The sequence below is a fragment of the Mycolicibacterium moriokaense genome (assembly GCF_010726085.1).
Lineage (GTDB): Bacteria > Actinomycetota > Actinomycetes > Mycobacteriales > Mycobacteriaceae > Mycobacterium > Mycobacterium moriokaense.
This window is the reverse complement of record NZ_AP022560.1, coordinates 3303600-3326716: the sequence shown is the minus strand read 5'-3', so window position 1 is coordinate 3326716 and position 23117 is coordinate 3303600. Positions and strand designations below refer to the sequence as shown.

Sequence of the window (23117 nt, the reverse complement as noted above, 5' to 3'; positions counted from 1 at the left end):
GACTACGGGGCCGACGGCGTCGGCGCCGAAAAACCCTAGACGCGGACCTCGGCGGCGCCGGCCTCCGCAGGGCGACGGGCGGGCTCCCAGCCCGGCGGGCCGAACGCGTAGCCCAGCTTGTCGCGCCACCGGGTGGCGCGCCGGACGTCGCGGAAGATGGCCACATACTCGTGGGTTTGCAGCGTCCAGATGTTGTAGGTGTCCACCTGTTTGGTCAAACCGTAGTTCGGCCGGGTGGTCTCGGCCTGGAAGCTGCCGAACAGCCGGTCCCAGAGGATGAAGATGCCGCCGTAGTTCTTGTCGAGATACTGCTTGTCCATCCCGTGGTGGACACGGTGATGCGACGGCGTGTTGAAGACGAACTCGATTGGGCGCCAGAGCTTTCCGATGCGCTCGGTGTGAATCCAGAACTGGTAGATGAGGTTGATCGAGAAGCTGGCGAACACCATCCAGGGCGGCACCCCGAACAGCGGGAGCAGGGCCCGCAGGAAGACGTCGCCGCTGATGTTCCACTTCTGGCGCAGCGCCGTCGCGAAGTTGAAGTACTGGCTGGAGTGATGCGCCTGATGCGTCGCCCAGACCAGACGCACCCGGTGCGCGATCCGGTGATAGACGTAGTACAGGACGTCGACTCCGACGATCGCGATCACCCACGTGTACCAAGCGTTCCCGGGCAGGTGCCAGGGCGCGACGTAGACGTAGAGCGCGGCATAGCCGATCAGCGCGACGGCGTTCAGCACGCCGCTGGTGAAGATCGACACCAGCCCCATGCTGATGCTCGCCCACGCATCCGGTTTGAGGTACGCCCCGTTAGGCGGGCGTTCAGCCTCGTCATGGGCGAGCTTGCCCGCGGCGACCCATTCGATGATCAGCGCGATCAGGAAGAACGGGATCGCAAAGGTCACCGGGTCGTGCATCAACGGCGGTAACACGTGCGACAGCACGCCGTTCGAGTCCACGGTGACACCTCCTCGCAAAAAAGCTTACGACCTAGCGGAAGTGAAGCACCTCGTCGCCCCAGGCCAGGCGCACATCGCGGTCCAGGTCCTCGACCACCTTCTCGGCCGCGTCGATCACCAGCGTCGCGCGGTCCTCCTTGCGGTAGGACCGCCACTGCGCGTCCGCGGCGGACGCGGTCGGCTCGCCGCTCTTCGCGAAGTTCAGCCAGCGGCTGCGCAGCCGCGCTGAAACGGTCTTGCCCGCCTTCAGCCCACCGAGTTTGAACGTCGGGTCCTTCGGTCCCGCGACGAGATTGCCCCATACATACGGCAACTCGGTGGCGTGGGCCGCCCCGAGACGAAGCACGCGCAGCATCGGGGTCGCGAAGTCGAAGCGGTAGAGGTACACCGGCGCGACGTCGCGGTGGCCCTCGGCGAACCAGATCGACGGCATCCGGAACCCGATGTCGCGGGCCACGCCCATGCCGATCGTCTTGGGCCGACCGCGGTACGTGCTCCGGATCTGGGCTTCGCTGGGCAGCTGCAGGGCCGGCTGCTCGGAGGCGATCTCGTTGAACATCGCCCGCAGCGCGGGCGGGGTGATCGGCATCAGCGGCGATTTCATCCAGCGGAACAGCGAGGCCTCGTGCTTGTTGGTGCCGATGATCAGCGGGACGGGATGGGTGCGCCCCTCCCTGGCGAGCCTGACGGGATGCGCCGGGACGACGTCCCCATCGATGATCGGCGCGAACGCCAGCGTGCCCGGCGTGCGAACGGGTACCTCGTCGAAGACCTTCTTGGAGGCGGCGAGGACCGCGGCGATCGGCATCTCGGACAGGCTCTGGACCTCATCGCGTCCGACGCCCAGCGCGTCGAGAAACAGTTCGGCGGTGCGGCGTCCCCGCTCGCGGTCGTAAATCGAGGTGGCGGGCGAACTCTGGGCGATCGCCGCGGAGAACAGCCCCGCGGCGGCTGGGCTGGCCAGCAACGTGGTCACCATGCCCGCGCCCGCCGACTCGCCGAACAGGGTCACCCGGTCCGGGTCTCCCCCGAATGCCGCGATGTTGTCGCGCACCCATTGCAGCGCGAACAGCGCGTCACGCAGTCCGAGGTTGGTGTCGAATCCGTCGCCGAACGAGGACAGATCCAAGAATCCGAGTGCGCCCAGCCGGTAGTTGAGGGTGACGATCACCGCGTCGCCGCTTTCGGCCAGCGCAGCGCCGTGATAGAGCGACTGCGCCGACGACCCGAGGATGTAGGCGCCGCCGTGCAGCCACACCATGACCGGCTTGGCGTCGCCCGCCTCGGTGTCCGAGGACGCCCACACGTTCAACGTCAGGCAGTCGTCGCCCTGCGGCGCACCGAGGTCGATCGGGATCCTCGGGTCCGTGGGCTGCGGGCAGACCGGGCCGACCTTCGTCGCGTCGGCCGGTTCCGACCACCGTTCGGGACCCACCGGGGCCCGGAACCGCAGGTCTGACACGGGCGGGGCGGCGTAGCGAATGCCCTTCCACGCCTTGACCGTTCCGTTGTCGACACCCCGGACCGGGCCGTGGGTGGTTTCGACGACGGGCCGGTCGTCTGCGACGCGCCGCGTGTTGGCCTCAGCCGTCACCGATGGCCTCCTCAAACCGATGGACACAACCACTCCAGGTTACTCACGGGTAGATCGATGGTCATGACCTGCCGCTTCACCTAACAGTGGTATAGATGATGGGGTGAGTGTCACATTTCTACCGAAGCGTGGCGTCGAGAGGCTTCGCCATCGCATCGTCGAGGACTTCGAGAAGGGTGCGGGCCGACACGACGATCCGGCGGTGTACGGCGGACCGCCCGGCGATCCCGGGCTGATCGGGCCGGACAGCATGTCCTGGGAGATCAACGCCGACCTGGCCTCGGTCTCGCAGGCCGGGCTGCCCGCGATCGTGCTGGAGATCCTGCATCCGTCCGTCGTCGCGGGTGTCCAGGATCTGTCCAACTACCGCGAGGACCCGTTCCAGCGGGCCCGCGCCACCTTGGGCTACGTACTCACCACTACGTTCGGCAACACCGAGGCCGCCACCCGCGTCATCGAGCGCGTCAAACACGTGCACTCGTTCGTCAACGGCATCCGTCCCGACGGCGTGCCGTACCGGGCGCTCGATCCGGAGTTGATCGCGTGGGTGCACACCTGCATCCCGTGGATGATCCTGCGGACCTACGAAGACACCGTGCGCCCGCTGTCACGCGAGGAGCAGGACCGCTATCTGTCCGAGCAGGCGGTCATCGGCCGCATGGGCGGCGCCGACTGGGTGCCCACGACGGTCGCCGAACTCGAGGACTATGTCGAGTCGATGCGGCCCAGGCTGAGCGTGAACGCGCAGACGCGGGAGTTCATCGACTTCCTGATGACGTCACCGTTCTTCCCCGACCTGCCCGCGCCGGTCGATCGGCAGTTGCACCGATTCGCCATCTACGCCGGTATGAGTCGAGCACCGTCATGGGCGCGCGAGCTCATCGTCTACGACAGGCCATCCGCACTGACCCGCCGGCTCATCGGGCCCGCACTGCGGTTCGACGCGGCCCAATTGCGTTGGGCGGTAGGCACTCCGGCCTACGTGCAGCTCGCGCGCGAGCGGGCGGCCGGGGTGCGAGCGAGGGTCGTCTCGTGATCGACGCCCAGCTGATCGAGGTCATCGGAGGCGCGGTGTCGTCGGGTGCAGCCAGTGGGGACGAATCGACCGATCGGACCAGCCAGCGCATCCTCGACGCCGCACTGCTCGAGGCGGCGGCCGTTGGGCTGCAACGCATTACGGTTGAGGACGTGGTCCGGCGCGCGGGTGTCTCGCGGATGACGGCCTACCGCCGCTATCCACGCCGCGACGATCTGGTCCAGGCGCTGGTCCGCCGGGAGACCCAGCGGTTCCTCGCGGCCGTCGCCGATGCCATCGAGGCCGTCGAGGATCCCCACGAAGGGGTGGCCGAGGCGTTCATCGCCGCGGTGCGGTTCGCCCGCGAGAACCCGATGCTGCGGCGCGCCGGACATGTCGAGCCGGCCCCGATCGACTCGGCCGAACTGCTGAAGATGGGATCGGCGTTCATCGCCAACTACATCCACGGCGAGGCGCCGGGGCAAGCCTCGCAACAGGTGCGATGGGTGGCCGACGTGTTCGCCCGACTGTTCTTCACCTACATCTCGCTGCCGCCGTCCGACCCGGACTTCGGGGACGACGCCGAACTGCGGCGGTTCGCACACGAGGTACTGACGCCCATGGTGGAACGCGTCGTCTGACACCGATGGCATAGCTTGTTGGCGTGCGGAAGTGGGCGCTCCTGGCCGGAGCCATCTCCACCGAGGTCACCGCGACGCTGTCGCTGCGCGCGTCCCAGGACCATTCGGCGTGGATCGTGGTGGTCGTCGTCGGTTATGTCGCGTCGTTCTTTCTGCTGACGCTCGTGCTGCGGGCGGGCGTACCCGTCGGCGTGGCCTACGGAATCTGGGGTGCGCTGGGTACGGCGGCCACCGCGGTGTTCGCCGCCGTGCTCTTCGGTGATCCGTTCACGTGGCCGATCGTCGCGGGCATCGGCCTCATCATCGCCGGAGTGCTGCTCGTCGAGTTCGGATCGCATCGCGCCCAAGCGGCCGAGTCATGATGTGGCTCGCGCTGGCGGGCGCGATTCTCGTCGAGGTGGTCGCGACCCTGTCGCTGCGGGCGTCGGACGGCTTTCGCAAGAAGGCGTGGATCGCACCCATCATCGCCGGGTACCTGCTGTCCTTCTACCTGCTGTGGGTGTCGTTGGGGCTGGGCATGCCGGTCGGCATCGCCTACGGCGTGTGGTCGGCATGTGGCGTCGCGCTGGTGGCGGTCATCGCGCACTTCCTGTTCCGCGAACCCCTGACGTGGATGATGGGGGCCGGTATCGCGTTGATCGTCGGCGGCGTGCTCATGATCGAGATGCTCGGGGTCGCGCACTGAGCGCGCCCGCAAGGGCGACAACCACCAGTCCCGCGATCGGCACCGCCAGCAGGCCGACTCGCAGACTCGTCGCGTCGGCCACCACCCCGACGAGCAGCGGCGCGCCGAAGAAGCCGATCCGCATCAACCACGTCAGAACCGTCAACCCGCTGCCCGGACGCAGACCCGGCAGCTGATCGGCGCGGTGCATCGCCGCCGGGATCAGGGTCGCGACCCCGAACCCCGCTGCGGCGAAGCCCGCGATCGTGCCGGGCACCGACGGAAAGGCCAGCGCGGCAACCATTCCCGCCGCGGTCAGCACGCCACCGGCGCGGACCACCGTACGTTCACCGAACCGGTCGACCAGGCGGTCGCCGATCAGCCGGCCGACGAACATGAATCCGACCACCGCGATGTACCCGAAGACCGCGATCGGGCCCGGGGCGCCGAGGCTGTCGCGCAGGTACAGCGTCGCCCAGGAACTTCCCGCGTCCTCGACGGTGGCTCCCGCGACGGCGATGACGACGAGCGCGAGCAGCGTCGCGTAGACGGCGAGACCGGCGGACTTTCCGCCGCCGGTGCGCGCCGACGGATGATTGTCGTGATCGGGTCCCTTCAACAGGTGCGGGTAGGCGGCGAGGACGAGGCCTGCGCAGAGAAGCGCCGAGATCGCCAAATGTGTTGCCCGCGAGATGTCGAGCGCGATCGCGGCGGCGCCCATCAAGCCGCCGAGGATGGCGCCCGCCGCCCAGACGGCGTGGAACGAGTTGATGATCGACCGGCCGTAGTCGCGCTGCAGCCGTAGTCCGTGTGCGTTCTGCGCGACGTCGGTGATGGCGTCGGAGGCGCCCGCGACGAACAGCGCCGCTGCGAGGATCAGCGCGTTGCACGCGAGTCCCGCGACGAGAACGAAGCCGGCGATGCCCAGGGTGCCGACGACCGCCACGCGCGACGACCGGTATCGCCGTATCAAGGTGGCGGCCGCGAGACCCGCCACCAGCGCGCCCGCCGAGAACGCGGCGACCGCAGCGCCGAACACCGCATTGGAAAGGTGCAGGTCCGACTTGATCTCGGGATAGCGCGGCAGCAGGTTGGCGAAGACCGCTCCGTTGCTCAAGAACAACGTCGCGACGGCGACGCGCGCCCTTCGATACTGCGCCACTGCCCCGTTCGCAGGTTCGGGCGCCATATTCGGCGACACTACAGACCTTGGAACCTAAGCTCATTGGCGTGGGTGCTGTCGGCGATGACCAGGATCTGGACTATCGCTTCACCCTTGCCAACGAACGGACGTTTCTGGCCTGGATCCGCACGGCACTGGCGCTCATCGCTGGTGGTGTCGCGGTCGTCCAGCTGGTGCCGGCACTCTCGATCCCCGGAATACGCCACGGCCTCGGGACGGCGCTGACGGTGACGGGAGGCGTTCTCGCGGTGTTGGCGGTTCGGCGCTGGCGCACCGTGCAGACCGCGATGCAGGAGGGCGCCGAACTGCCTCGCTCACAGATGCCGATACTGCTCGGCGGTGCCATCGTCGTGCTGACCATCGCGCTGATCTTCGTCATCGCGGTGCAGCCGTAGCCATGCCGGAAAAGCCGGGGCTGCAGGCCCAACGCACCCAACTTGCCTGGGAGCGGAGCGGATTCAGCTTTCTGGTCGCTGGGGCTCTGCCGCTGCTCGGTGCGGGCCCACTCGACGACGGCCGGGCGGTGCTGCCGATCGTCGGGGCGGCCCTGGCCATGCTGACGGTCTGGCTGGGGCGCCGACGGGCGCGCCGGACGACGCTCGAACCGAGAACCGAAGTCGTGTTACTCGGCTGGGCGACAGCGGCTTTCGCGGCGATGATTCTGGTCTTCAGCGGTCTCTAGACGCCTGCATGAGCAACTGCTCGCTGGTGGCCCACAGATCGAGTGCCTTCTCGCGGTCATAGGAGTCCTGTGACGACGGGATCGCCCGCTTTCCTTCGAAGTACGCAGCCGTAACGGCGTCGAGTGCGGGATCCCGCACGAGCCTTGCGAGGCGCGCGCCGGAGTTGCGCGTGCTGTTGACGTTCGGCAGAACGCGCAGGACGGGAAACAGGTACCGCCACATCCACCGCCCGGCCGACGAGTAGTCGCGCGCGAGACCGGTTCCCGGCATGAGTCCGGGATCGAAGGTGTTCACGGTGACGCCGTCGGCCCCGCTGCCCAGCCGGCGGTCGAGTTCGTAGGCGAACAGCACGTTGCACAATTTCGACGTGGTGTAGCGGCGGCGGCCGTCCGGCGCCTCCGACTCGCCTGGATGCGCAAGCTGCTCGGCCGTGGTGTAGTTCGGCGACGGCATACCGGTGACCTTGGCCGGATCATGGGTGCCGCTGCTGACGACGACGATCCGAGCCGGACGCGCCAGGTCGTCGAGCAACGCCTGCACAAGAGCGAAGTGCCCGAGATGGTTCACCCCGAACGTCATCTCGACCCCCTCCGCGGTGTACTCGGTGCCCGAGACCACCTGCAGACCGGCGTTGCACACGATCGCATGCAACGGGGGTAGCGCCGCTGCGCGAAGGTTCTCGGCGAAGGCGCGCACCGACTGCAGCGAGGCGAGGTCCAGCTCGGCCACCGTGCACCGGTCCGGGCGCCCCAGTGCGGCGACGGCGTCGGCACCGCGGCCGACATCGCGCACGGCGAGTACCAGATGCCATGACGGGTCCTCGGCGAGCAGTGCGCGGGCGCACTCGAGTCCAAGTCCCGCATTGGCTCCAGTGATGATGGCGGTTCGCGTGTTCATTTCTCCTCCAACAGGATTGGGATCAGTGCCACCACCGTCTGGTGGAGCCGTCTGTACATGCGCGCGATGTCCGTCGTGTCGGGTTCGAGGTGACCGGCCAGGAAGATGCCGTCGGACAGCGCGGTGGCGACCGCGGCGAGTTCGGCCGATACGCGGTCAGCCTTGGCAGCGGGAACGTCGTCGGGCAGCAGCTGCGTCACGGCGTCGCGAAACCGCTCGATCGCGCGGTCACGCACCCGGCGGATCACTGCGGCGACGACGGGGTCGTCCTGGCGTTCCAGGGACAGCAGCAGGAACAGCCGCAGGAACGCAGGATGCTGCTCCTGCTGTGCGATGACCGCGGCGAGCTGCTGTTCGATATCGGCCTCGACGGGGATCGCGGCGAAGTAGCGTTCGGCGCCGCGTTCCATCACCGCGGCCAGCACGCCGTCCTTCGAACCGAAGTGCCAGTAGATGGAACTGGCCGGCAGCCCGCAGGCCTTCCGGATGTCGCTGATCGAGGTCGCCGCGTAGCCGCGAGTACCCATCAGCTTCTCGGTGGCGTCGAGGATCTGCTCACGGGACTGCTCGCCCTGCTGCTGCTTCTTCGTCTGTGCATGTTCTGTAAGGATCATTACAGACAGACGCTACCCGCATATCGCGGCACGCGCAACGAGGAGATGTCGCGGACTTCGTCAAGTAGGTTCACGCCCGCCCGCGCGGTGGCAGGCTGAGGCGATGACGGTCGCCGCGCACGCGCACGAGTTGATCGGCCTCTTCCCGCCGGCCACGCGGTGCGACGGCGACGGCACGCTGATGCTCGGCGGTTGCCGTCTCGACGATGTCGCCGAGGAGTTCGGCACTCCGGCGATCGTCGTCTCCGAAGACGCGTTGCGACAGCGGGCCCGTGACTACCTCGCCGCCTTCCGCACACGATGGCCGCGCAGCGACGTGGCGTTCGCGTCGAAGTCGTTCCCGTGCACCGCAGTTCAGCAGGTGATGGTGGAAGAGGGGCTCCACATCGACGTCGCGGGCGGTGGGGAGATCCTGACCGCGATCAAGGCGGGCGCGGACCCGGCGCGGCTCGTGTTGCACGGCAACGCAAAGTCCGATGAGGAACTCGAACTGGCCGTCGGGCGCGGCGTCGGCCTGGTCGTGGTGGACAACTTCGATGACATCGACCGGCTCGAGCGCATCGTCCCCGCGGGCCGCCGGCAACCCTGCCTGGTCCGGGTCATCCCGGGTGTGGAGGCCGCCACCCACGCATCGCAGGCGACGGGTCACGCCGGCTCGAAGTTCGGCCTGATGCCCGACGATGCGCGTGAGGCGATCAAGCGGATCGATCGCAGCGCCAAGATGCGGCTGGACGGCGTGCACACCCATGTGGGTTCGCAGCTGCTGAACGTCGAACAACTCGCCCAGGCCGTCGAACCCATCGCGAAGCTCGGCACGTTCGAGGTGTACGACCTCGGCGGCGGCCTCGGCGTGCGCTACACCTACGACGAGCACCCGCCGACGCTCGACGAGTACGCCCACGCGATGGTGACGCAGGCGAACGCACTCCTGCCGGAGGGCAGCCGCATCATCGTCGAGCCGGGCCGCAGCATGGTCGCCAACAGCGCGTGCACGCTGTACCGCATCACGACCGTGAAGCGCGGGGTCGTCACCCACGTCGCGGTGGACGGCGGCATGGGCGACAACCTCGAGGTGTCGCTCACCGGCCAGCGGTTCGAGGCGACGATCGTCAACCGGGTGGGCGGCGGCGAGACCGTCAGCGTGGTCGGGCGGCACTGTGAATCGGGCGACCAGCTCGTCGACGGTGTTGCACTGCGCGAACCGGCGGTCGGCGATCTGCTGGCGGTACCGGTGACCGGGGCCTACTGCTACACGATGTCCAACCAGTACAACGGCGCGCGCCGCGTTCCTGTGGTGTTCACGCGCGACGGCGACGCGCGTCTGGTGGTGCGCCGGGACACCTGGGATGACCTCCTGATGCGCGACGTCGACTGACGGCGGGCAAGATGGCCCCATGGCCGACCTCCCGGAGTCACTCGTCGAGCTGGCGCGGCGCTACGGCGTCGCAACCGAATACGAGGACTGGACGGGCAGGAGTATCACGGTGCCCGAAACCACGCTCATCGGCGTGCTCGATGCCCTCGGTGTTCCGGCAGCGACCGAAAACCTGCGCGCGGCGGCATTGACCGATCACGACCGGCAGTACTGGGCCAGTGCGCTGCCGCCGGTGATCGTCGGCCGTTCCGGGTCCACGTCGTCGTTCTGGGTGCACGTCACGCACGGCGATCCGGTGCGGTTGTGGACCCGGCTCGAGGACGGCTCAGTCCGCACCGGTCTGCGCCAGCTCGAAAACAACAGGGCGCCTTATGATCTCGACGGCCGACTGATCGGCGAGGCCAGCTTCGAACTGCCCGCCGACCTGCCGGTCGGTTATCACGAGCTTCACCTTCAGCTGGGGACGTCGGACATCAGTACGCCGATCATCGTCTCCCCCGCCTCGCTGATGCCCCCGCCGGGACGCACCTGGGGCCTGGCCACCCAGCTGTACAGTGTTCGCTCCCAAAACTCCTGGGGCATCGGCGATTTGACGGACCTCACCGACCTCGCGGTGTGGTCGGCCACCAAGCACGGTGCGGGCTTCGTCCTCGTCAACCCGCTGCACGCCGCCGCGCCGACCGCCCCGATGGAGCCGTCGCCGTATCTGCCCACCTCGCGACGCTTCGTCAACCCGATCTACCTGCGGGTGGAGGCGATCCCCGAATTCGCCTACGTCCGCCACCGTGGACACATCCGCAAGGCGCGTGAGCATGTGCAGGCGCGCGCGCAGAAGTCACGCCTCATCGACCGTGACGCCGCATGGAAGGTCAAGCGCGCGGCGTTGAAGGCGGTGTACCGCGTGAAGCGGTCGGCGGGTCGGGAACTGGCGTATGAGGCGTATCGCGAGCGGCAGGGCGCCAGCCTCGACGAGTTCGCCACCTGGTGTGCGCTGACCGAGAAGTACGGCGCCGACTGGCACGAGTGGCCGGAGGAGCTGCGTCATCCCGCGAGCCCGGCGGTCGCCGAGTTCGCCGCGAAACACGCCGAGGCGGTGGACTTTCACCGTTGGCTGCAATGGCAGCTCGACGATCAGCTCACCACGGCGCAGGCGACGTCGGTCGCCGCGGGCATGGGCCTGGGGATCATGCATGACCTGGCCGTCGGGGTCGATCCGAACGGGGCCGACGCGTGGGCGCTGCAGGATGTGCTCGCACTCGGCGTCACCGCGGGCGCACCGCCGGACGAGTTCAACCAGCTCGGTCAGGACTGGTCGCAGCCCCCTTGGCGGCCCGACGAACTCGCGAACCGGGCGTACGCGCCGTTCCGCGCACTCGTCAACTCGCTGCTGCGGCATGCGGGCGGCGTGCGCATCGACCACATCATCGGGCTGTTCCGGCTGTGGTGGATCCCGAAGGGTGCGCCGCCGACGGAAGGCACCTACGTGCGCTACGACCACGAGGCGATGATCGGGATCGTCGCGCTGGAGGCGCACCGCGCCGGCGCCGTGGTCGTCGGCGAGGACCTCGGCACCGTCGAACCGTGGGTGCGTGACTATCTGAGCGAACGGGGCCTGTTCGGCACGTCGATCCTGTGGTTCGAGTTCGACCGCGACGGTGACGGCGGACCATTGCACGCCGAACGCTGGCGCGAGTATTGCCTGTCATCGGTCACCACCCACGATCTACCGCCGACACCCGGCTACCTTGCGGGTGAACACGTCCGGTTGCGCGACGAACTGGGGCTGCTGACCCGGCCCGCCGAGGAGGAGCTGGCCGCCGATCGCCGGCAGCAGGAGTCCTGGCTCGACGAACTGCGTCGCGTCGGTCTGTTGAGCGGTGATCTGGACGAAGCCGGGGTCGATCAGGTGGTCAGGGCGCTGTATCAGTACCTGGGCCGGACGCCCTCGCGGCTGTTGGCGCTGTCGCTGGCCGACGCGGTCGGCGATCTGCGCACCCAGAACCAGCCCGGCACCAGCGATGAATACCCGAACTGGCGGGTGCCGCTGGCGGGTCCAAACGGTAAGAAGATGCTGCTCGAGGCCGTTTTCACCGATCCCCGCGCGGCCGCGCTGGCCGAGGTCATGCTGCGTGCGGTGAATCCGCCGGTGTAACGCCGAGCACCTCTTCTCCGGTTTCACATTCGGCACACCTGCGATATGTTCGCACCGCATCGACCTAGGAGAGATCACGTGAAGAAGCTCGTGGTGCTGAGCGGAGGGCTTGTGGCTATCGGCTCCGCCGCGCTTGTCGGCGCGGGGATCGCGGTATCCCAGCCGGGCGGCTCGTATGGTGCGAACGTGATTGACGAGCCCTACGGTCGAGCCATCCAGATACTCAAGAGTCAGGGCGTCACGGCGGTTTTCGGCGGGAAGACCGGCAGCGTCCTTCAGCAATCGCAATGTCTGGTCAGCAGCCAGAAACTGATCAAGTCCTCCAGTCAGGGCAATCGGGCCATGAAGATGCAGTTGTTCCTTGACTGCAGCCAGGCAGCCGCAGACAAGCTCGAGGAGTTGGGCGCCGCGGGCGGGCCAAGGGTGGGCAGCAACGGCGTCACCACGGTCACCCCGACGCCGGTGGTGCCCATCCAGGGCGCTCCTGGTGCGGGCACGCCCCCGCCCCTGGGCTGATCAGCTAGCCCTCGACCATTCGGCGCAGGTTCTTCAGCGTCTCCCCCATGTTGCGGCCGACCTGACCGGCCGCCACGCGGTCTGCGATCAGTCCGAGCAGGTTGCCCGCTGATTCATATGACAGCCGGAACGTCACCTTGGTGCGCCCGTCGGGCGTCTCGCGGAGCCGGAACCGCCCACGCTGCGAAACACCGGCGAGGCCGACCCAGGCCAGCTCACGTGGCGGGTCGAACTCGACGATCTCGATGACGCCGCCGATCGGCACCGACCCGACTTTCCAGTGCACGGTGTAGCGGGCGCCGAGACCGACTCGTTCGTCGTCCGCGGTTTCCCACCGCTCGAGGCTCGCCATGAACTCGGGATAGCAGTCGGGGCTGCTGACGACCTTCCACACCGTCTCGCGGTCCGCGTGGACGATGCACTGCCGCTGAACACGCATTAGCCCAACACCGGGAATCGTCGTTGCGCCGCCAACCGATCCACCCCGCCCTGCAGAGCCGCCTCCACCTTCTCGTGCACGACGTCGTCGTCGCTGACCGCGATGTCGTCGGCGTCGATGGGGTCCTGCACCTCGATCGCGATCTTCGTCGGCAGTGGCAGTCGCGGCACCATGTCGCTGACAGTCAGACCCCACGGCGGCGCCAACAGAATGGGCACGCTCTTCAGCCGCGCAATCTTGTCGACCATCAACAACCTGGCCAGCCACTGCCCGCGATCGAGAAACAGGGCCGCCTCCTGGCCGCCGACGCTGGCGACCGGCACGATCGGCACGCCGGCCTCGCGCGCGAGCTTGACGTAGCCTTTGCGACCGCCGAAGTCGACTTCGTGGCGCTGCCACGTCGGCCGGAACACCTCGTAGTCGCCGCCCGGATACACCAACAGCGCCGCCCCCGATTCCAGTGCGAGCCTGGCATTTTCGTGGTTGGCGGCCACGGTTCCGAACTTACGCAGCGACCCGAGACCCGGCATCGACACGACGAGGTTGTGCGCGAGTTGATAGAACGGCCGCTCGACGCCGAAGTACGAGCAGAACGCCAGGGTGAACACGAACGTGTCCGGCGGGAGATTGCCTCCGGAGTGATTGCCGACAAGCAGCACGGGTCCGTCCTTGGGGATCCGGTCGAGGCCGCGGACGTCGGCACGGAAATACCACGACGCCAACAGCCACAACCCGGGCAGCTGCTCGCGGATGTAGTCCGGATCGCGCTGGTCGAGGTCGGCCTTCGGAACACGAGCGGCTACCTGGTCCCGTGTCCACTTCAGAACGTCACCGAACCCCGCCATAGGAGTGTTATTGACATCGGGCCGGTCTCTGAAACGCGAAAGAATCCAGTACCCGCGTTCCCACTAACCTCCAGTAAGCTCCGATGCATACCGCTTCGTCAGGAGTCGCCATGGCAGCATCCCCTGCTCGGCAGGGCGCGTTACGCCCCCGACGTTTCGTCTCGGAGATCGATCCGGGGCCCGTGCAGATCCAGGCCCGCAAGGTGCACTTCGATCTCACCGGTATCCCGCTGGAGTGGGTTCCCGGGCACCCCGTCGCGTCCACGATGATCAACCTCTTCAACATCGTGTTGCCCACCGCCGAACACTGGTTCGTCCAGGCGTTCAACGAGGCCTTGCCGTTGGTGCAGGACCCCAGGCTCGCCGAGGACATGCGGGGCTTCATCGGCCAGGAGGCCACCCACGCCGCCGCGCACGACGAAGTCATCCGCGATTTCCTGATCGGCAACGGCGTCGACCCGACGCCCATCCTGGAGATAGTCGAGTACATCTTCGGAAAGGTGCTGGCGCCAACGACTTCGGGCAATCCGAAGCGGCGGCTGAACAACCTGTGCAACCGGCTGTGGCTGATCGCGGCGATCGAGCACTACACCGCGGTGCTCGGCGACCATGCGCTCAATGCCACATGGGACGAGCACGGCGCCCACCCGACCATGGTCGACCTGTTTCGCTGGCACGGCAGCGAAGAGGTCGAGCACCGCAGCGTCGCCCACGACGTCGCGGTGTACTTCCACGACAGCTATGCCGACCGCATCAAGGCGATGATGCTCGCCGCGGCGGCGATATGGGTGTTCTTCCAACGCGGCACGCGGTACCTGTTCAAGTCCGACCCCAACAGCGACATGACGTTCTGGAAGATGCAGCGGCTGCGGATGCGCGACTCCAAGCTCGGGCTGCTGCCCAAGTTTCGCGTGCTGTTCGGAGCGCAGACCCTGACGTACTTCCGGCCGAGCTACACACCGGAGCAGATGGGCTCCACCGCGCAGGCCGTCGCCTATCTGGCCACCTCCCCCGCGGCCCGCGCGGCGCACCTTTGATGGGGCCGCCGTGATGGGGCTACGCGACCGCTACCGGCAGCTGCCGCGCAACCCGTTCCGGCCGCACCGTCGTGACGTGGTCATCGGCATCGCCGGCGCGGTGATCTCCGGGGTGGACGCGCTGGCGGATCTCGTCAGGCGCGCCACCCCGCCCTCGCCGACCGACCGCACCCGGTTGCTGCGTGTCATCGACCGGCAGACCGTGGCCCACGACGAGAACGTGGTGGCGCTGAGGTTCGCCGCCGCGGACGGTCGACCGCTGCCGGGCTGGCATCCCGGCGCGCACATCGATGTGCACCTGCCCAGTGGCCGGCTGCGTCAGTACTCCCTGTGCGGCGACCCGCAGCGCTCCGACGAATACCGCATCGCGGTGCGCAGGATTCCCGACGGCGGCGGCGGTTCCATCGAGGTGCACGACGCACTGCACCCCGGGGCGACGGTCACGACGCAGGGTCCGCGCAACGCGTTTCCGCTGACCGTCCCCGGCTACGGCTCACCGACCACGCGGTTCCGGTTCATCGCCGGAGGCATCGGGATCACCCCGATCCTGCCGATGCTGGCGCTCGCCGAACGCGTCGGCGTCGACTGGACGATGGTGTACGCCGGTCGTACCCGCGACAGCCTGCCGTTCCTCGACGAACTCGCACGGTACGGCGAACGGGTGCGCGTGCGTACCGATGACGTCAACGGGCTGCCGACGGCCGCCGAACTGCTCGGCGACTGCCCCGACGGCACCGCGGTCTATGCGTGCGGGCCCGCGCCCATGCTCACGGCCATCCGGTCGGAACTCGCGGGCCGCGGCAAGGTCGAACTGCACTTCGAGCGGTTCGCCGCACCACCCGTGGTGGACGGCGAGGAGTTCGCCGTCACGGTCGCGTCGACCGGGCAGCAGATCCGTGTCGGCGCCGAGGAGACCCTGCTCGCAGCGTTGAACCGGGCCGGCGTGGACGCCCCGTACTCGTGTCGGCAGGGCTTCTGCGGAACCTGCCGGACGCGGGTCCTCGAGGGAGACGTCGACCATCGGGACACGCTGCTCACCGAACCCGAGCACGCGAACCGGATGATGCTGGTCTGCGTCTCCCGCGCCGCCAACGGTTCCAGTCTGACGCTCGACCTGTAACCGCATCTCGTACTATTCGCCCATGCCGTTGGCTGATGGTGCGACGTTCGCGGGTTACACCATCGTGCGTCTGCTCGGCGCCGGCGGCATGGGCGAGGTCTACCTCGCGCAACACCCTCGGTTGCCGCGCCGCGACGCGCTGAAGGTGCTGCCCGCCTCGGTGTCCGTCGACCGCGAATACCGCGAGCGCTTCGACCGCGAGGCGGACATCGCCGCCACGCTGTGGCATCCGCACATCGTCGGCGTCCACGATCGCGGCGAGTTCAACGGGCAGCTGTGGATCTCGATGGACTACGTCGAGGGCACCGACGCCGCCCGCCTGCTCCGCGAGCGTTATCCCGACGGCATGGCCAAGCACGAGGTCGCCGAGATCATCACCGCCGTGGCCGACGCCCTGGACTACGCGCACCAGCGCAACCTGTTGCACCGCGACGTCAAGCCCGCCAACATACTGCTCGCCTATCCCGAGTCCGGCGATCAGCGAATTCTGCTGGCGGACTTCGGAATCGCCCGCTGGGTGAACGACATCAGCGGGCTGACGGCGACGAACATGACGGTCGGCACGGTGTCCTACGCCGCGCCCGAGCAGTTGATGGGCGAGCGCCTCGACGGTCGGGCCGATCAATATGCGTTGGCGGCCACCGCGTTTCACCTGCTGACCGGCCGGCCGCCGTTTCAGCATTCGAACCCCGCGGTCGTCATCAGCCAACACCTGTCCGCGTCGCCGCCCACCATCGCCGACCAGCGACCGGAGCTCGCCGGGCTCGATCCGGTCCTCGCCAAGGCGTTGGCGAAGAACCCGGCCGACCGTTTCGAGCGCTGCGCCGATTTCGCACGGGCGCTGTCCCACCAGCTCGGATCGGCCCCTCCCGGTGATGACGGCACCCGCCTCGCCGCCGCGGCGGTGCCGCCGGATGCCCCTCGGCGTTCCCTGCTGCGTGCGGGGGTCCTCGTTCCCGCGATCCTGGCCGTCCTGCTGGTGGCGGCGGTAGCCGCTGCGATCTTCGAGGCACAGCGCGCCGACGAACGTCCCGCTGCGGCCACGACCACGACGACGGCCACCTCAACCCGGCCGACGTTCACACCGCTGCCCCCGCCGCCCGAACCGCCACCGTCGCCGACGACCACAACCGAGTCACCTACTCCGACGGATACCGAGACGGACACGCCGACCGCCAGCACGACGACATCGGCTGCCCCCGCCGCCGTGGTGATCGGTGCGAACTGCTCCCCCGTCGGGAGCACCGGCACGACGGCCGACGGCTCGACCGCCTACTGCTCCACGCTGCAGCCGAGCGGCGCTTCGGTGTGGTCACTCACGCAAGGAGATGTGAGTCCCACCGTGACTCCAGCCCCGACGGACGCACCGCTGCCGTTCGCCGAGGAGAACCCCGTGCGGTTGTGCATGCAGCAGACCGGGCAGACTCGCCACGAATGCCGAAATGACATCCGGGAGAGCAACGGCTTGCCCCCGCTGCCATGAGCCTGCGCACATCGGACCGGCTGGCGGTCGCCGACCTGGTACACCTCTATGCGTCGGCAGTGGACGACCGTCGCTTCGACGACGTGGTCGAGTTGTTCACTGCCACAGCCGAACTGCGCCTGCCGGATCCACCGCGGTCGCTGGAGCCGGTGCGCAGCCATCACGGCCGCGACGGTGTCCGGGCCGCGATGGCGGCGCTGGCGTCGGTTACCCGCACCGAACATGCGATCGTCGGCGAGGTGTACGCGCCCGGTGACAGCGTCGATTACGCGCTGGGCCGGATCACCTGCATCGCCCATCACTGGACGATCGCCGACGACCAGATCACCGATGTGGTCTGGCATCTGCGCTACGACGACGAATACCTGCGGACTCCTGCGGGCTGGCGGTTCCACGGTCGAGCGCTGACCATCAACGCTATCGAGACCCATCCTGTACGTCGTCTCCGACCGCCGAAACCAGACGGTCGAGCAGCGGCCGCTGACCTTTCAACAGCTTCGACCGAGCCTGCGCCACGGAAAACCAACCCACGCGGTCGATTTCGGGAAACTCCCTGATCTGTCCCGATCCCTTCGGCCATTCCATTTCGAACGTGTTCGAGAACGTGCCGTCGAGGTCGAGGTCGCCGCGCACCGCGAACGCGGTGATCACCTTGCCGCTGGGCTGTTTCAGCGGCAAGAACTCGATGCGTGGACCGTCGGGGGCCGGCTTGCCCAGTTCCTCCTGGAACTCGCGCCGCGCGGCCACCCAGGGATCCTCACCCTCGGTGTACTCGCCCTTGGGGATCGACCAGGCGCCGTCGTCCTTGCGCGCCCAGAACGGTCCGCCCGGGTGGCCGATCAGGACCTGGAGTTCGCCGTCGACGATGCGGTACAGCAGCAGACCCGCACTGAGTTTGGGCACCGCGTCACCCTAGACCTAGTACTTGCGGTCGCCCTCACTGCTGTCGAAGAAGGCCCACTCGCCGTCGTCGGTCTTGACCTCCATGCGCCATCCGAGCTCCGGATCGGCTTTCTGGTCGACGAACCAGGCATGCGCGTCGCCGGCGCTCTCGATGTCCTTGCTGTCGACGACGTCACCCTGGGGATTCAACACGCGATATGTAGCCATACCGCCTAGCGTTCCCGCTGCCCGCGAATCCAATCAGTCCGGTTTGGGCATCGGGATGCCCTCGCTGGCGGAGAACCGCGCATCCTCCTGCGTGGAGAGCCCGAACGAGACGACCGACCGGTCGAAGAACAGATCGGTCAGATACGCCAGCGACACCGCCCACCTGTTCACGAACCGAGGGATCGCGTAGATGTGGTAGGCCCGGGTGACGGCCTTCGCGGGCAAGCCCGACAACTGCACGTTGAGCGGGTTGGCCACCGCGTAGCGCGGCCCGAGATCGACAACCAGGCCCATGTTGCGGTGCTTGTAGGGCTTGGCCTTGCCGTAGCCCAGGCTCGCGGCGACGTTGCGCGCCAACGCTTTTCCCTGCCGCGTGGCGTGCTGCGCCGTGGGCGGGGTGATCTTGCCCGGCTGCGTCACATCCGGCACGGCCGCCGCGTCCCCCGCTGCGAACACATCGGGATGGCCGGGCACCTGCAGTTCCGTGGTCACCTTCAGCCGTCCCCGCTCGGTGGGCAGGCCGAGCTTCTCGATCAGGGGTGCGCCCGTGACCCCGGTGACCCATGCGACGGTATGCGTGCGGATCAACGAGCCATCGCTGAGCACAACATGTTCGGGGTGCACTTCGGCCAGCGTGACACCGAGCCGGACATCGATGCCACGCGATTTGAGCACCCGCTGTGCGGCGGCACCGAGCTTCTCGCCGACTTCGGGCATCACCTGCTCGGCCAGGTCCAGCAGGATGAACTTCACCTCCGAGGCGTCGAAACCCATCTGCCTGGCCGCGGAGTCGGCGAGCGCGCGCAGCTGTACGGCCAGCTCGGTGCCCGAGTAGGAGGCGCCGACCACCACGACTGTGCGGCGTGCCGCCCGACGGCCCGGATCGTCGTCGACATCGGCCAGCTCGAGTTGTTCGAGCACGTGATCACGCAGGTACAGCGCCTCGGCTGTCGACTTGAGGCCCCGCGCATGCTCGGCGAGCCCGGGAATGTCGAACAGCCGGGTGACCGAGCCCGGCGTCAGCACCAGCCGGTCCCACGCCAGGGTCCGGACCCGCTCTTCGGGGTCGGTGAACGTCACCGTGTGGCCGTCGAAGTCCACCTCGTCGACCCGGCCGCGGATCGCCTGCACGCCCCGCAGCGCGTTGGCCAGTGGGATCGCGACGAACCGGGCGTCCACCAGGCCACCGGCCACATCGGGCAGCAACGGCGTGTAGAGCATGTAATCGACGGGCGAGATGATCGAGATATCGACCGAAGCCCCCGCTTTTGACTGTCTGCGCATCTTTCGCGCCAGCTGACGGGCACATTCGAAGCCGGTGAACCCGCTGCCGACGACCACCACGGAAGTCATCGTCTCCACCATACGGAAGGCGCGGCGACGCCCTCGCGCCGCATTGCGGGTCTAGTCCACCTCGCCGGTTGTAACGCCATGGCGCGATTGCGGCCGAATTCTCTGCATACGGTTACAACCGACGGCCCTTGGAAATGATCATGATTCGCGCGGACGGGTTCCATTCCGGTTCGTTCCGTCGCCCCGATGGCGGATGCTGGATACATGACGGGCCCGCTGCGCCGGTTCGATCCGTTCCGGCCGATCGACATGCTGTCGTCGCTGTGGTCGACCGCGGCCGTCGGCCCGGTGAGCAGCGGCGCGGCCATGGCCTACCGGACCCTGTTCACCACGGTGCGCAGGCTGGTGGTGGGGCGTCGCCTCGCGATCCGGCTCGACGACGGCGAACTCACCCTCACCGTCACGGAGTTCGACTCGCGGCTCGACGTGCGTGCCCTGGCGGTGGGACAGCTCAACGACGTCCGCATCGCGGCCCGCGACATCTGCTGGCAGGGCAACGAGTTCGAGCATGCGACGGCGGTGCTGCACAACGTGCACATGCGACCGACCATGCCGCCCGTCCTGGTGGCCGCCCCGGTCGACCTGACACTCGAAGTGCCGACGACCGCGCTGCACGACCTGTTCCGATGGGCGGCGCCGCGATTGTCCGGCGAGGTCGGCAGTGACGGGGTCGCGCGGCTGCGGATGGCGCGGCGCCCGCTGCTCGGCCATCTCGAGGTCGACGCACGACTGGACGGCTCGACGCTGTGGCTTCGACCGCGCGTGGCGGTCGTCCGCACCTCGCGCTGGACGCTGCCCGCCCGCACGCCGGCGTATCCGGTGCGCCTCCCCGAGCTGCCGCACGGCCTGCGGCTCACGGGCATCGCCTTCGCCCCCGACGCGGTGCACCTGTCGGCGTCGGTGGCGGAATGGCAGATGGACATGCCGCGCAGCCGGGTGGAGGACATCATCGGCCAGCTCAGCGTCGCCGGTGTGCCGTTGAACCTGACCCGGTTGACGCGGCTTCTGTAGCGGATCGAGGGCGTCCTCGGGCGCCGCTGCGGGCTTTGGGACAATGCGTTTCTTGTGACCGAAATCGCGCACTACCAAGAGGGCCCAGCCGAGGTCATCGTGTCGCGCGACGGCGACGAGCTGACCTTCGTGTCGGCATACGAGGATTCCGGCAGAACGATCACCGAGGAATCCCGCATCCCGGCCGACGAATTCGTGCTCAAGGGTCCCGGGCCGTGGCCGTGGTTCGATCTCGGGACCAGACGCGCGGGAGCACTGCTGGTGCTGGACGCGCTCGGGGCCGGCCGCCCGGCCTGGACCGAACCGCTGGAGCCGACGGTGCTGGATCTCTTCGAGCGTGCCGCTCGCGGCGACACCCGGGTCATCGAGCTGCTGGCGATGGGCGCCGACCCCGATCCGCTCGATCCGTGCGGTGCGACCCCGCTGTGGTACGCCGTGCGCTCGCCCGCCGCAGGCAACTCGGTGGCCTTTATCGACGAGGACGCCGACGCGGGGCGCCGCATCGAATTGTCCGCGCGCGGTGAGAAATTCACGACGATCCTCCATGAGATCGTGCGACGGGGCCGCACGGTTGCTCTCAGCCACGCACTGGCCCACGGCGTCGACCCCACGCTCGTCGACTCCGACGGCGCGACCCCGCTGCACGTGATCGACGGCACCGCCGACAACGTCAACCCCGAGATCGTACGCACCCTCGTCCGGGCGGGTGCGGCCATCGATGCTCCGCTGCCGAGCGGAACGCAGCCGATCGAACTCGCCGCGCGAATGCTGCTGCCCGCGACGGTCGCCGCGATGGTCGAGCTCGGCGCCGATCCCGGCCGCGGATTGGACTCGCTTCTGGCGTGGTGGGCCGTCGGCGCGAAGTTCAACGGGTACCGCTCGGGTCGGGTCGTCGAGGTGATAGACATCCTGCGTGCAGGCGGCGCCGAGGTATCACAGCGCCACCATGAGCTCGCTGCCGAGGCCGCAGCATCGGATGTCGAAGCCGCGCTTCGTCGTTAGAGTTCCGGTGTGCCCAGGTACACCCGATATGTCGCGATCGGCGATAGCCAGACCGAGGGACTGTGGGACGGCGACGACACGACCGGTCTCGTCGGCTTCGCCGACCGCCTCGCCGCGATGCTGCACTCGCATCACCCCGGCCTGACCTACGCCAATCTGGCCGTCCGTGGCCGACGGATCGCAGATCTGCTCGACGAGCAGCTGCCTACGGCGCTCGCGATGGAACCGGATCTGATCACCGTCTGCATCGGGATGAACGACGTGACCCGCCCCGGCCCGCACTTCGGCAGTGCCCTCGCCGAGTTGGACGACATGCACAACAAGTTGGCGGCGTCCGGCGCGACCGTCGTGACGACGACGTTCCCGAACATCGCGAAGATCCTGCCGATCGGCCGCGTGATCGCTTCGCGCGTCGAACAGATCAACGCCGAGATCCGGAATGCCGCTGTGCGAAACGGCTTTCGGCTGGTCGACCTCTACCACGCGCCGTCGATGACGCGGCTGGACACCTGGAGCGCCGACCGGGTGCACGGATCGGACAAGGGCCACCAGCTGTTCGCCGCCGCGGCCGCGGAAGCGCTCGGCCTGCCTGGCAGCAACCACGACTGGGCGATGGCCGACGGTCCTGCGCAACGCCCGTCGCTGCGGTCGCAGGTCCGCTCGCAGGTGCAGTGGACGCGGAACATGTTCCTGCCGTGGCTCTGGGATCAGGCCCGGGGCAGATCCAGCGGTGACGGTCGCGGCCCCAAACGTCCCCGGCTGGAGGGTGTGCCGGCCGGCTAGACCGACCAGGCCCCGTCGATGCTCTCCGCGACGTCGATGATCTTCGCCTTCTGCGACGCCGGGCTGTCGATCTCGCCGGCGACGTGCGCGGCGATGAACCGCTTGATCTCGGCGTCGATGCCGGCGAGTATCCGCAGCAGCTCACCGCGCAGCGTCTTGGACGTGACGTGGATGGAGATGTCGGACGGGCGTGGTTTCTCCACGTCGAGGATCAGCAGCAGGGGTGGCGCGGCGCGCGCGGTCGCACGCAGCTTGATCTCCCCGAACACGATGAACTTCGGCTTGTCGATCAGCAGGTCGACCACCAGGTCGATCTCCAGCGGGATCCGGATGTCGAAGGTGATGTGCTCGCCGACTTCGCGGCTCAGTCGCGGCTGCAGAATCCTGACCTTGGCGGTCACCTTGGCGACTCTGCCGGGCCCCTGCGCCATCGGGCCCATCTCGAATTCGTCGCCCGCGATGGCCGCGATCGCGCCGCCGACCCGTTCCTCGGTCACGGCGATCTCGAAGAACTGGCGACCGAATTCCTCGTAGGTCATTTCATCGTCGACGGACATGGTGCTCATACCGTCTCATGTCCGGCCGTCGCACAGTGTTCAACACGGCCGAGTGAGGCCAACACCGCAGTTAACGTCCGTCTT

General features: G+C 68.1%; 26 protein-coding genes and 1 pseudogene. 16 read left to right on the top strand and 11 right to left on the bottom strand.

From position 1 onward, the window contains the following. Nucleotides 1–35 precede the first annotated feature (35 nt). Entirely contained in the window at nucleotides 36–917 is an 882-nt protein-coding gene (locus tag G6N43_RS16220) for a sterol desaturase family protein (RefSeq protein ID WP_083150983.1), read from the bottom strand. Between the two features lie 73 nt (nucleotides 918–990). Then, a complete protein-coding gene (locus G6N43_RS16215; protein WP_083150717.1) occupies nucleotides 991–2553 on the bottom strand; it encodes a carboxylesterase/lipase family protein in 1563 nt (520 codons plus the stop codon). Between the two features lie 103 nt (nucleotides 2554–2656). Between G6N43_RS16215 and G6N43_RS16210 the strand changes: the two genes are divergently transcribed. The 4 genes from G6N43_RS16210 to G6N43_RS16195 are packed head-to-tail and all read left to right on the top strand — an operon-like array spanning nucleotide 2657 to nucleotide 4894. Beyond that, nucleotides 2657–3589 carry an oxygenase MpaB family protein gene (locus tag G6N43_RS16210; RefSeq protein WP_083150716.1) on the top strand — a complete coding sequence of 311 codons (933 nt, stop codon included), beginning with the start codon at nucleotides 2657–2659 and terminating at the stop codon, nucleotides 3587–3589. Further along, nucleotides 3586–4209: a TetR/AcrR family transcriptional regulator gene (locus G6N43_RS16205; protein WP_083150715.1), complete on the top strand. Its 624-nt coding sequence runs from the start codon at nucleotides 3586–3588 to the stop codon at nucleotides 4207–4209. Before G6N43_RS16210 ends, G6N43_RS16205 begins: the two co-directional genes overlap by 4 nt. 23 nt (nucleotides 4210–4232) lie before the next feature. Further along, nucleotides 4233–4571, top strand: a complete 339-nt coding sequence (locus G6N43_RS16200; RefSeq protein ID WP_083150714.1) for a DMT family transporter — start codon at nucleotides 4233–4235, stop codon at nucleotides 4569–4571. Then, nucleotides 4571–4894 (top strand): DMT family transporter, encoded by a 324-nt coding sequence (locus tag G6N43_RS16195; RefSeq protein WP_083150980.1) that lies wholly within the window; start codon nucleotides 4571–4573, stop codon nucleotides 4892–4894. The genes G6N43_RS16200 and G6N43_RS16195 overlap by 1 nt, the downstream gene beginning before the upstream one ends. Here the strand turns inward: G6N43_RS16195 and G6N43_RS16190 are convergent. Further along, nucleotides 4863–6062 (bottom strand): MFS transporter, encoded by a 1200-nt coding sequence (locus tag G6N43_RS16190; RefSeq protein ID WP_083150713.1) that lies wholly within the window; start codon nucleotides 6060–6062, stop codon nucleotides 4863–4865. The genes G6N43_RS16195 and G6N43_RS16190 overlap by 32 nt on opposite strands. Before the next feature lie 41 nt (nucleotides 6063–6103). Here G6N43_RS16190 and G6N43_RS16185 point away from each other — a divergent pair, with 41 nt between their 5' ends. Next, complete coding sequence (locus tag G6N43_RS16185; protein WP_083150712.1) at nucleotides 6104–6451, top strand: YidH family protein; 348 nt, start codon at nucleotides 6104–6106, stop codon at nucleotides 6449–6451. A gap of 2 nt (nucleotides 6452–6453) precedes the next feature. After that, nucleotides 6454–6738: a DUF202 domain-containing protein gene (locus G6N43_RS16180; RefSeq protein WP_083150711.1), complete on the top strand. Its 285-nt coding sequence runs from the start codon at nucleotides 6454–6456 to the stop codon at nucleotides 6736–6738. Here G6N43_RS16180 and G6N43_RS16175 read toward each other — a convergent pair. Both G6N43_RS16175 and G6N43_RS16170 read right to left on the bottom strand, forming a co-directional pair. Next, on the bottom strand, nucleotides 6725–7636 hold the full coding sequence (locus tag G6N43_RS16175) for an SDR family NAD(P)-dependent oxidoreductase (RefSeq protein ID WP_083150710.1): 912 nt from the start codon (nucleotides 7634–7636) through the stop codon (nucleotides 6725–6727). The genes G6N43_RS16180 and G6N43_RS16175 overlap by 14 nt on opposite strands. Next, nucleotides 7633–8250, bottom strand: coding sequence for a TetR/AcrR family transcriptional regulator (locus G6N43_RS16170; protein ID WP_083150709.1), 618 nt, complete (start codon nucleotides 8248–8250; stop codon nucleotides 7633–7635). The genes G6N43_RS16175 and G6N43_RS16170 overlap by 4 nt, the downstream gene beginning before the upstream one ends. A 103-nt stretch (nucleotides 8251–8353) precedes the next feature. Between G6N43_RS16170 and lysA the strand changes: the two genes are divergently transcribed. The 3 genes from lysA to G6N43_RS16155 all read left to right on the top strand — a co-directional run bounded on the left by lysA (nucleotide 8354) and on the right by G6N43_RS16155 (nucleotide 12293). Then, a complete protein-coding gene (gene lysA, locus G6N43_RS16165) occupies nucleotides 8354–9625 on the top strand; it encodes a diaminopimelate decarboxylase (RefSeq protein WP_083150708.1) in 1272 nt (423 codons plus the stop codon). A gap of 19 nt (nucleotides 9626–9644) precedes the next feature. Beyond that, a complete protein-coding gene (gene malQ, locus G6N43_RS16160; RefSeq protein WP_083150707.1) occupies nucleotides 9645–11777 on the top strand; it encodes a 4-alpha-glucanotransferase in 2133 nt (710 codons plus the stop codon). Between the two features lie 78 nt (nucleotides 11778–11855). Next, on the top strand, nucleotides 11856–12293 hold the full coding sequence (locus G6N43_RS16155; protein ID WP_083150706.1) for a hypothetical protein: 438 nt from the start codon (nucleotides 11856–11858) through the stop codon (nucleotides 12291–12293). A gap of 4 nt (nucleotides 12294–12297) precedes the next feature. Here the strand turns inward: G6N43_RS16155 and G6N43_RS16150 are convergent, their stop codons facing one another. Together G6N43_RS16150 and G6N43_RS16145 are read right to left on the bottom strand one after the other, a co-directional pair. Continuing rightward, nucleotides 12298–12732 carry an SRPBCC family protein gene (locus G6N43_RS16150; RefSeq protein ID WP_083150705.1) on the bottom strand — a complete coding sequence of 145 codons (435 nt, stop codon included), beginning with the start codon at nucleotides 12730–12732 and terminating at the stop codon, nucleotides 12298–12300. Then, entirely contained in the window at nucleotides 12732–13577 is an 846-nt protein-coding gene (locus tag G6N43_RS16145) for a lysophospholipid acyltransferase family protein (RefSeq protein WP_083150704.1), read from the bottom strand. Before G6N43_RS16145 ends, G6N43_RS16150 begins: the two co-directional genes overlap by 1 nt. A 110-nt stretch (nucleotides 13578–13687) precedes the next feature. Here G6N43_RS16145 and G6N43_RS16140 point away from each other — a divergent pair, with 110 nt between their 5' ends. From G6N43_RS16140 to G6N43_RS16125, 4 genes and pseudogenes are all read left to right on the top strand, one after another. Beyond that, nucleotides 13688–14614, top strand: coding sequence for a metal-dependent hydrolase (locus G6N43_RS16140; protein WP_083150703.1), 927 nt, complete (start codon nucleotides 13688–13690; stop codon nucleotides 14612–14614). Between the two features lie 13 nt (nucleotides 14615–14627). Continuing rightward, on the top strand, nucleotides 14628–15734 hold the full coding sequence (locus G6N43_RS16135) for a PDR/VanB family oxidoreductase (RefSeq protein ID WP_083150702.1): 1107 nt from the start codon (nucleotides 14628–14630) through the stop codon (nucleotides 15732–15734). A gap of 22 nt (nucleotides 15735–15756) precedes the next feature. Then, complete coding sequence (locus tag G6N43_RS16130; protein ID WP_083150701.1) at nucleotides 15757–17217, top strand: serine/threonine-protein kinase; 1461 nt, start codon at nucleotides 15757–15759, stop codon at nucleotides 17215–17217. Then, nucleotides 17214–17558 (top strand): annotated as a pseudogene (locus G6N43_RS16125) (nuclear transport factor 2 family protein); the annotation flags it as partial. The gene G6N43_RS16130 and the pseudogene G6N43_RS16125, both read left to right, overlap by 4 nt. 76 nt (nucleotides 17559–17634) lie before the next feature. Here the strand turns inward: G6N43_RS16125 and G6N43_RS16120 are convergent. The 3 genes from G6N43_RS16120 to G6N43_RS16110 are packed head-to-tail and all read right to left on the bottom strand — an operon-like array spanning nucleotide 17635 to nucleotide 19680. Further along, nucleotides 17635–18120, bottom strand: a complete 486-nt coding sequence (locus tag G6N43_RS16120) for an NUDIX hydrolase (RefSeq protein WP_083150700.1) — start codon at nucleotides 18118–18120, stop codon at nucleotides 17635–17637. 15 nt (nucleotides 18121–18135) lie between these two features. Beyond that, nucleotides 18136–18327, bottom strand: coding sequence for a hypothetical protein (locus G6N43_RS16115; protein WP_083150699.1), 192 nt, complete (start codon nucleotides 18325–18327; stop codon nucleotides 18136–18138). A gap of 33 nt (nucleotides 18328–18360) precedes the next feature. After that, complete coding sequence (locus tag G6N43_RS16110) at nucleotides 18361–19680, bottom strand: NAD(P)/FAD-dependent oxidoreductase (RefSeq protein ID WP_083150978.1); 1320 nt, start codon at nucleotides 19678–19680, stop codon at nucleotides 18361–18363. Between the two features lie 204 nt (nucleotides 19681–19884). Here G6N43_RS16110 and G6N43_RS16105 point away from each other — a divergent pair, with 204 nt between their 5' ends. The 3 genes from G6N43_RS16105 to G6N43_RS16095 are packed head-to-tail and all read left to right on the top strand — an operon-like array spanning nucleotide 19885 to nucleotide 22476. After that, nucleotides 19885–20691 carry a hypothetical protein gene (locus tag G6N43_RS16105; RefSeq protein WP_083150698.1) on the top strand — a complete coding sequence of 269 codons (807 nt, stop codon included), beginning with the start codon at nucleotides 19885–19887 and terminating at the stop codon, nucleotides 20689–20691. A gap of 54 nt (nucleotides 20692–20745) precedes the next feature. Further along, nucleotides 20746–21693: an ankyrin repeat domain-containing protein gene (locus tag G6N43_RS16100; RefSeq protein WP_083150697.1), complete on the top strand. Its 948-nt coding sequence runs from the start codon at nucleotides 20746–20748 to the stop codon at nucleotides 21691–21693. Between the two features lie 9 nt (nucleotides 21694–21702). After that, complete coding sequence (locus G6N43_RS16095) at nucleotides 21703–22476, top strand: SGNH/GDSL hydrolase family protein (RefSeq protein WP_083150696.1); 774 nt, start codon at nucleotides 21703–21705, stop codon at nucleotides 22474–22476. Here G6N43_RS16095 and G6N43_RS16090 read toward each other — a convergent pair. After that, the gene (locus G6N43_RS16090; protein WP_407664794.1) at nucleotides 22473–23042 is read right to left on the bottom strand and encodes a hypothetical protein; all 570 of its coding nucleotides are present in this window, start codon (nucleotides 23040–23042) and stop codon (nucleotides 22473–22475) included. The genes G6N43_RS16095 and G6N43_RS16090 overlap by 4 nt on opposite strands. Nucleotides 23043–23117 lie beyond the last annotated feature (75 nt).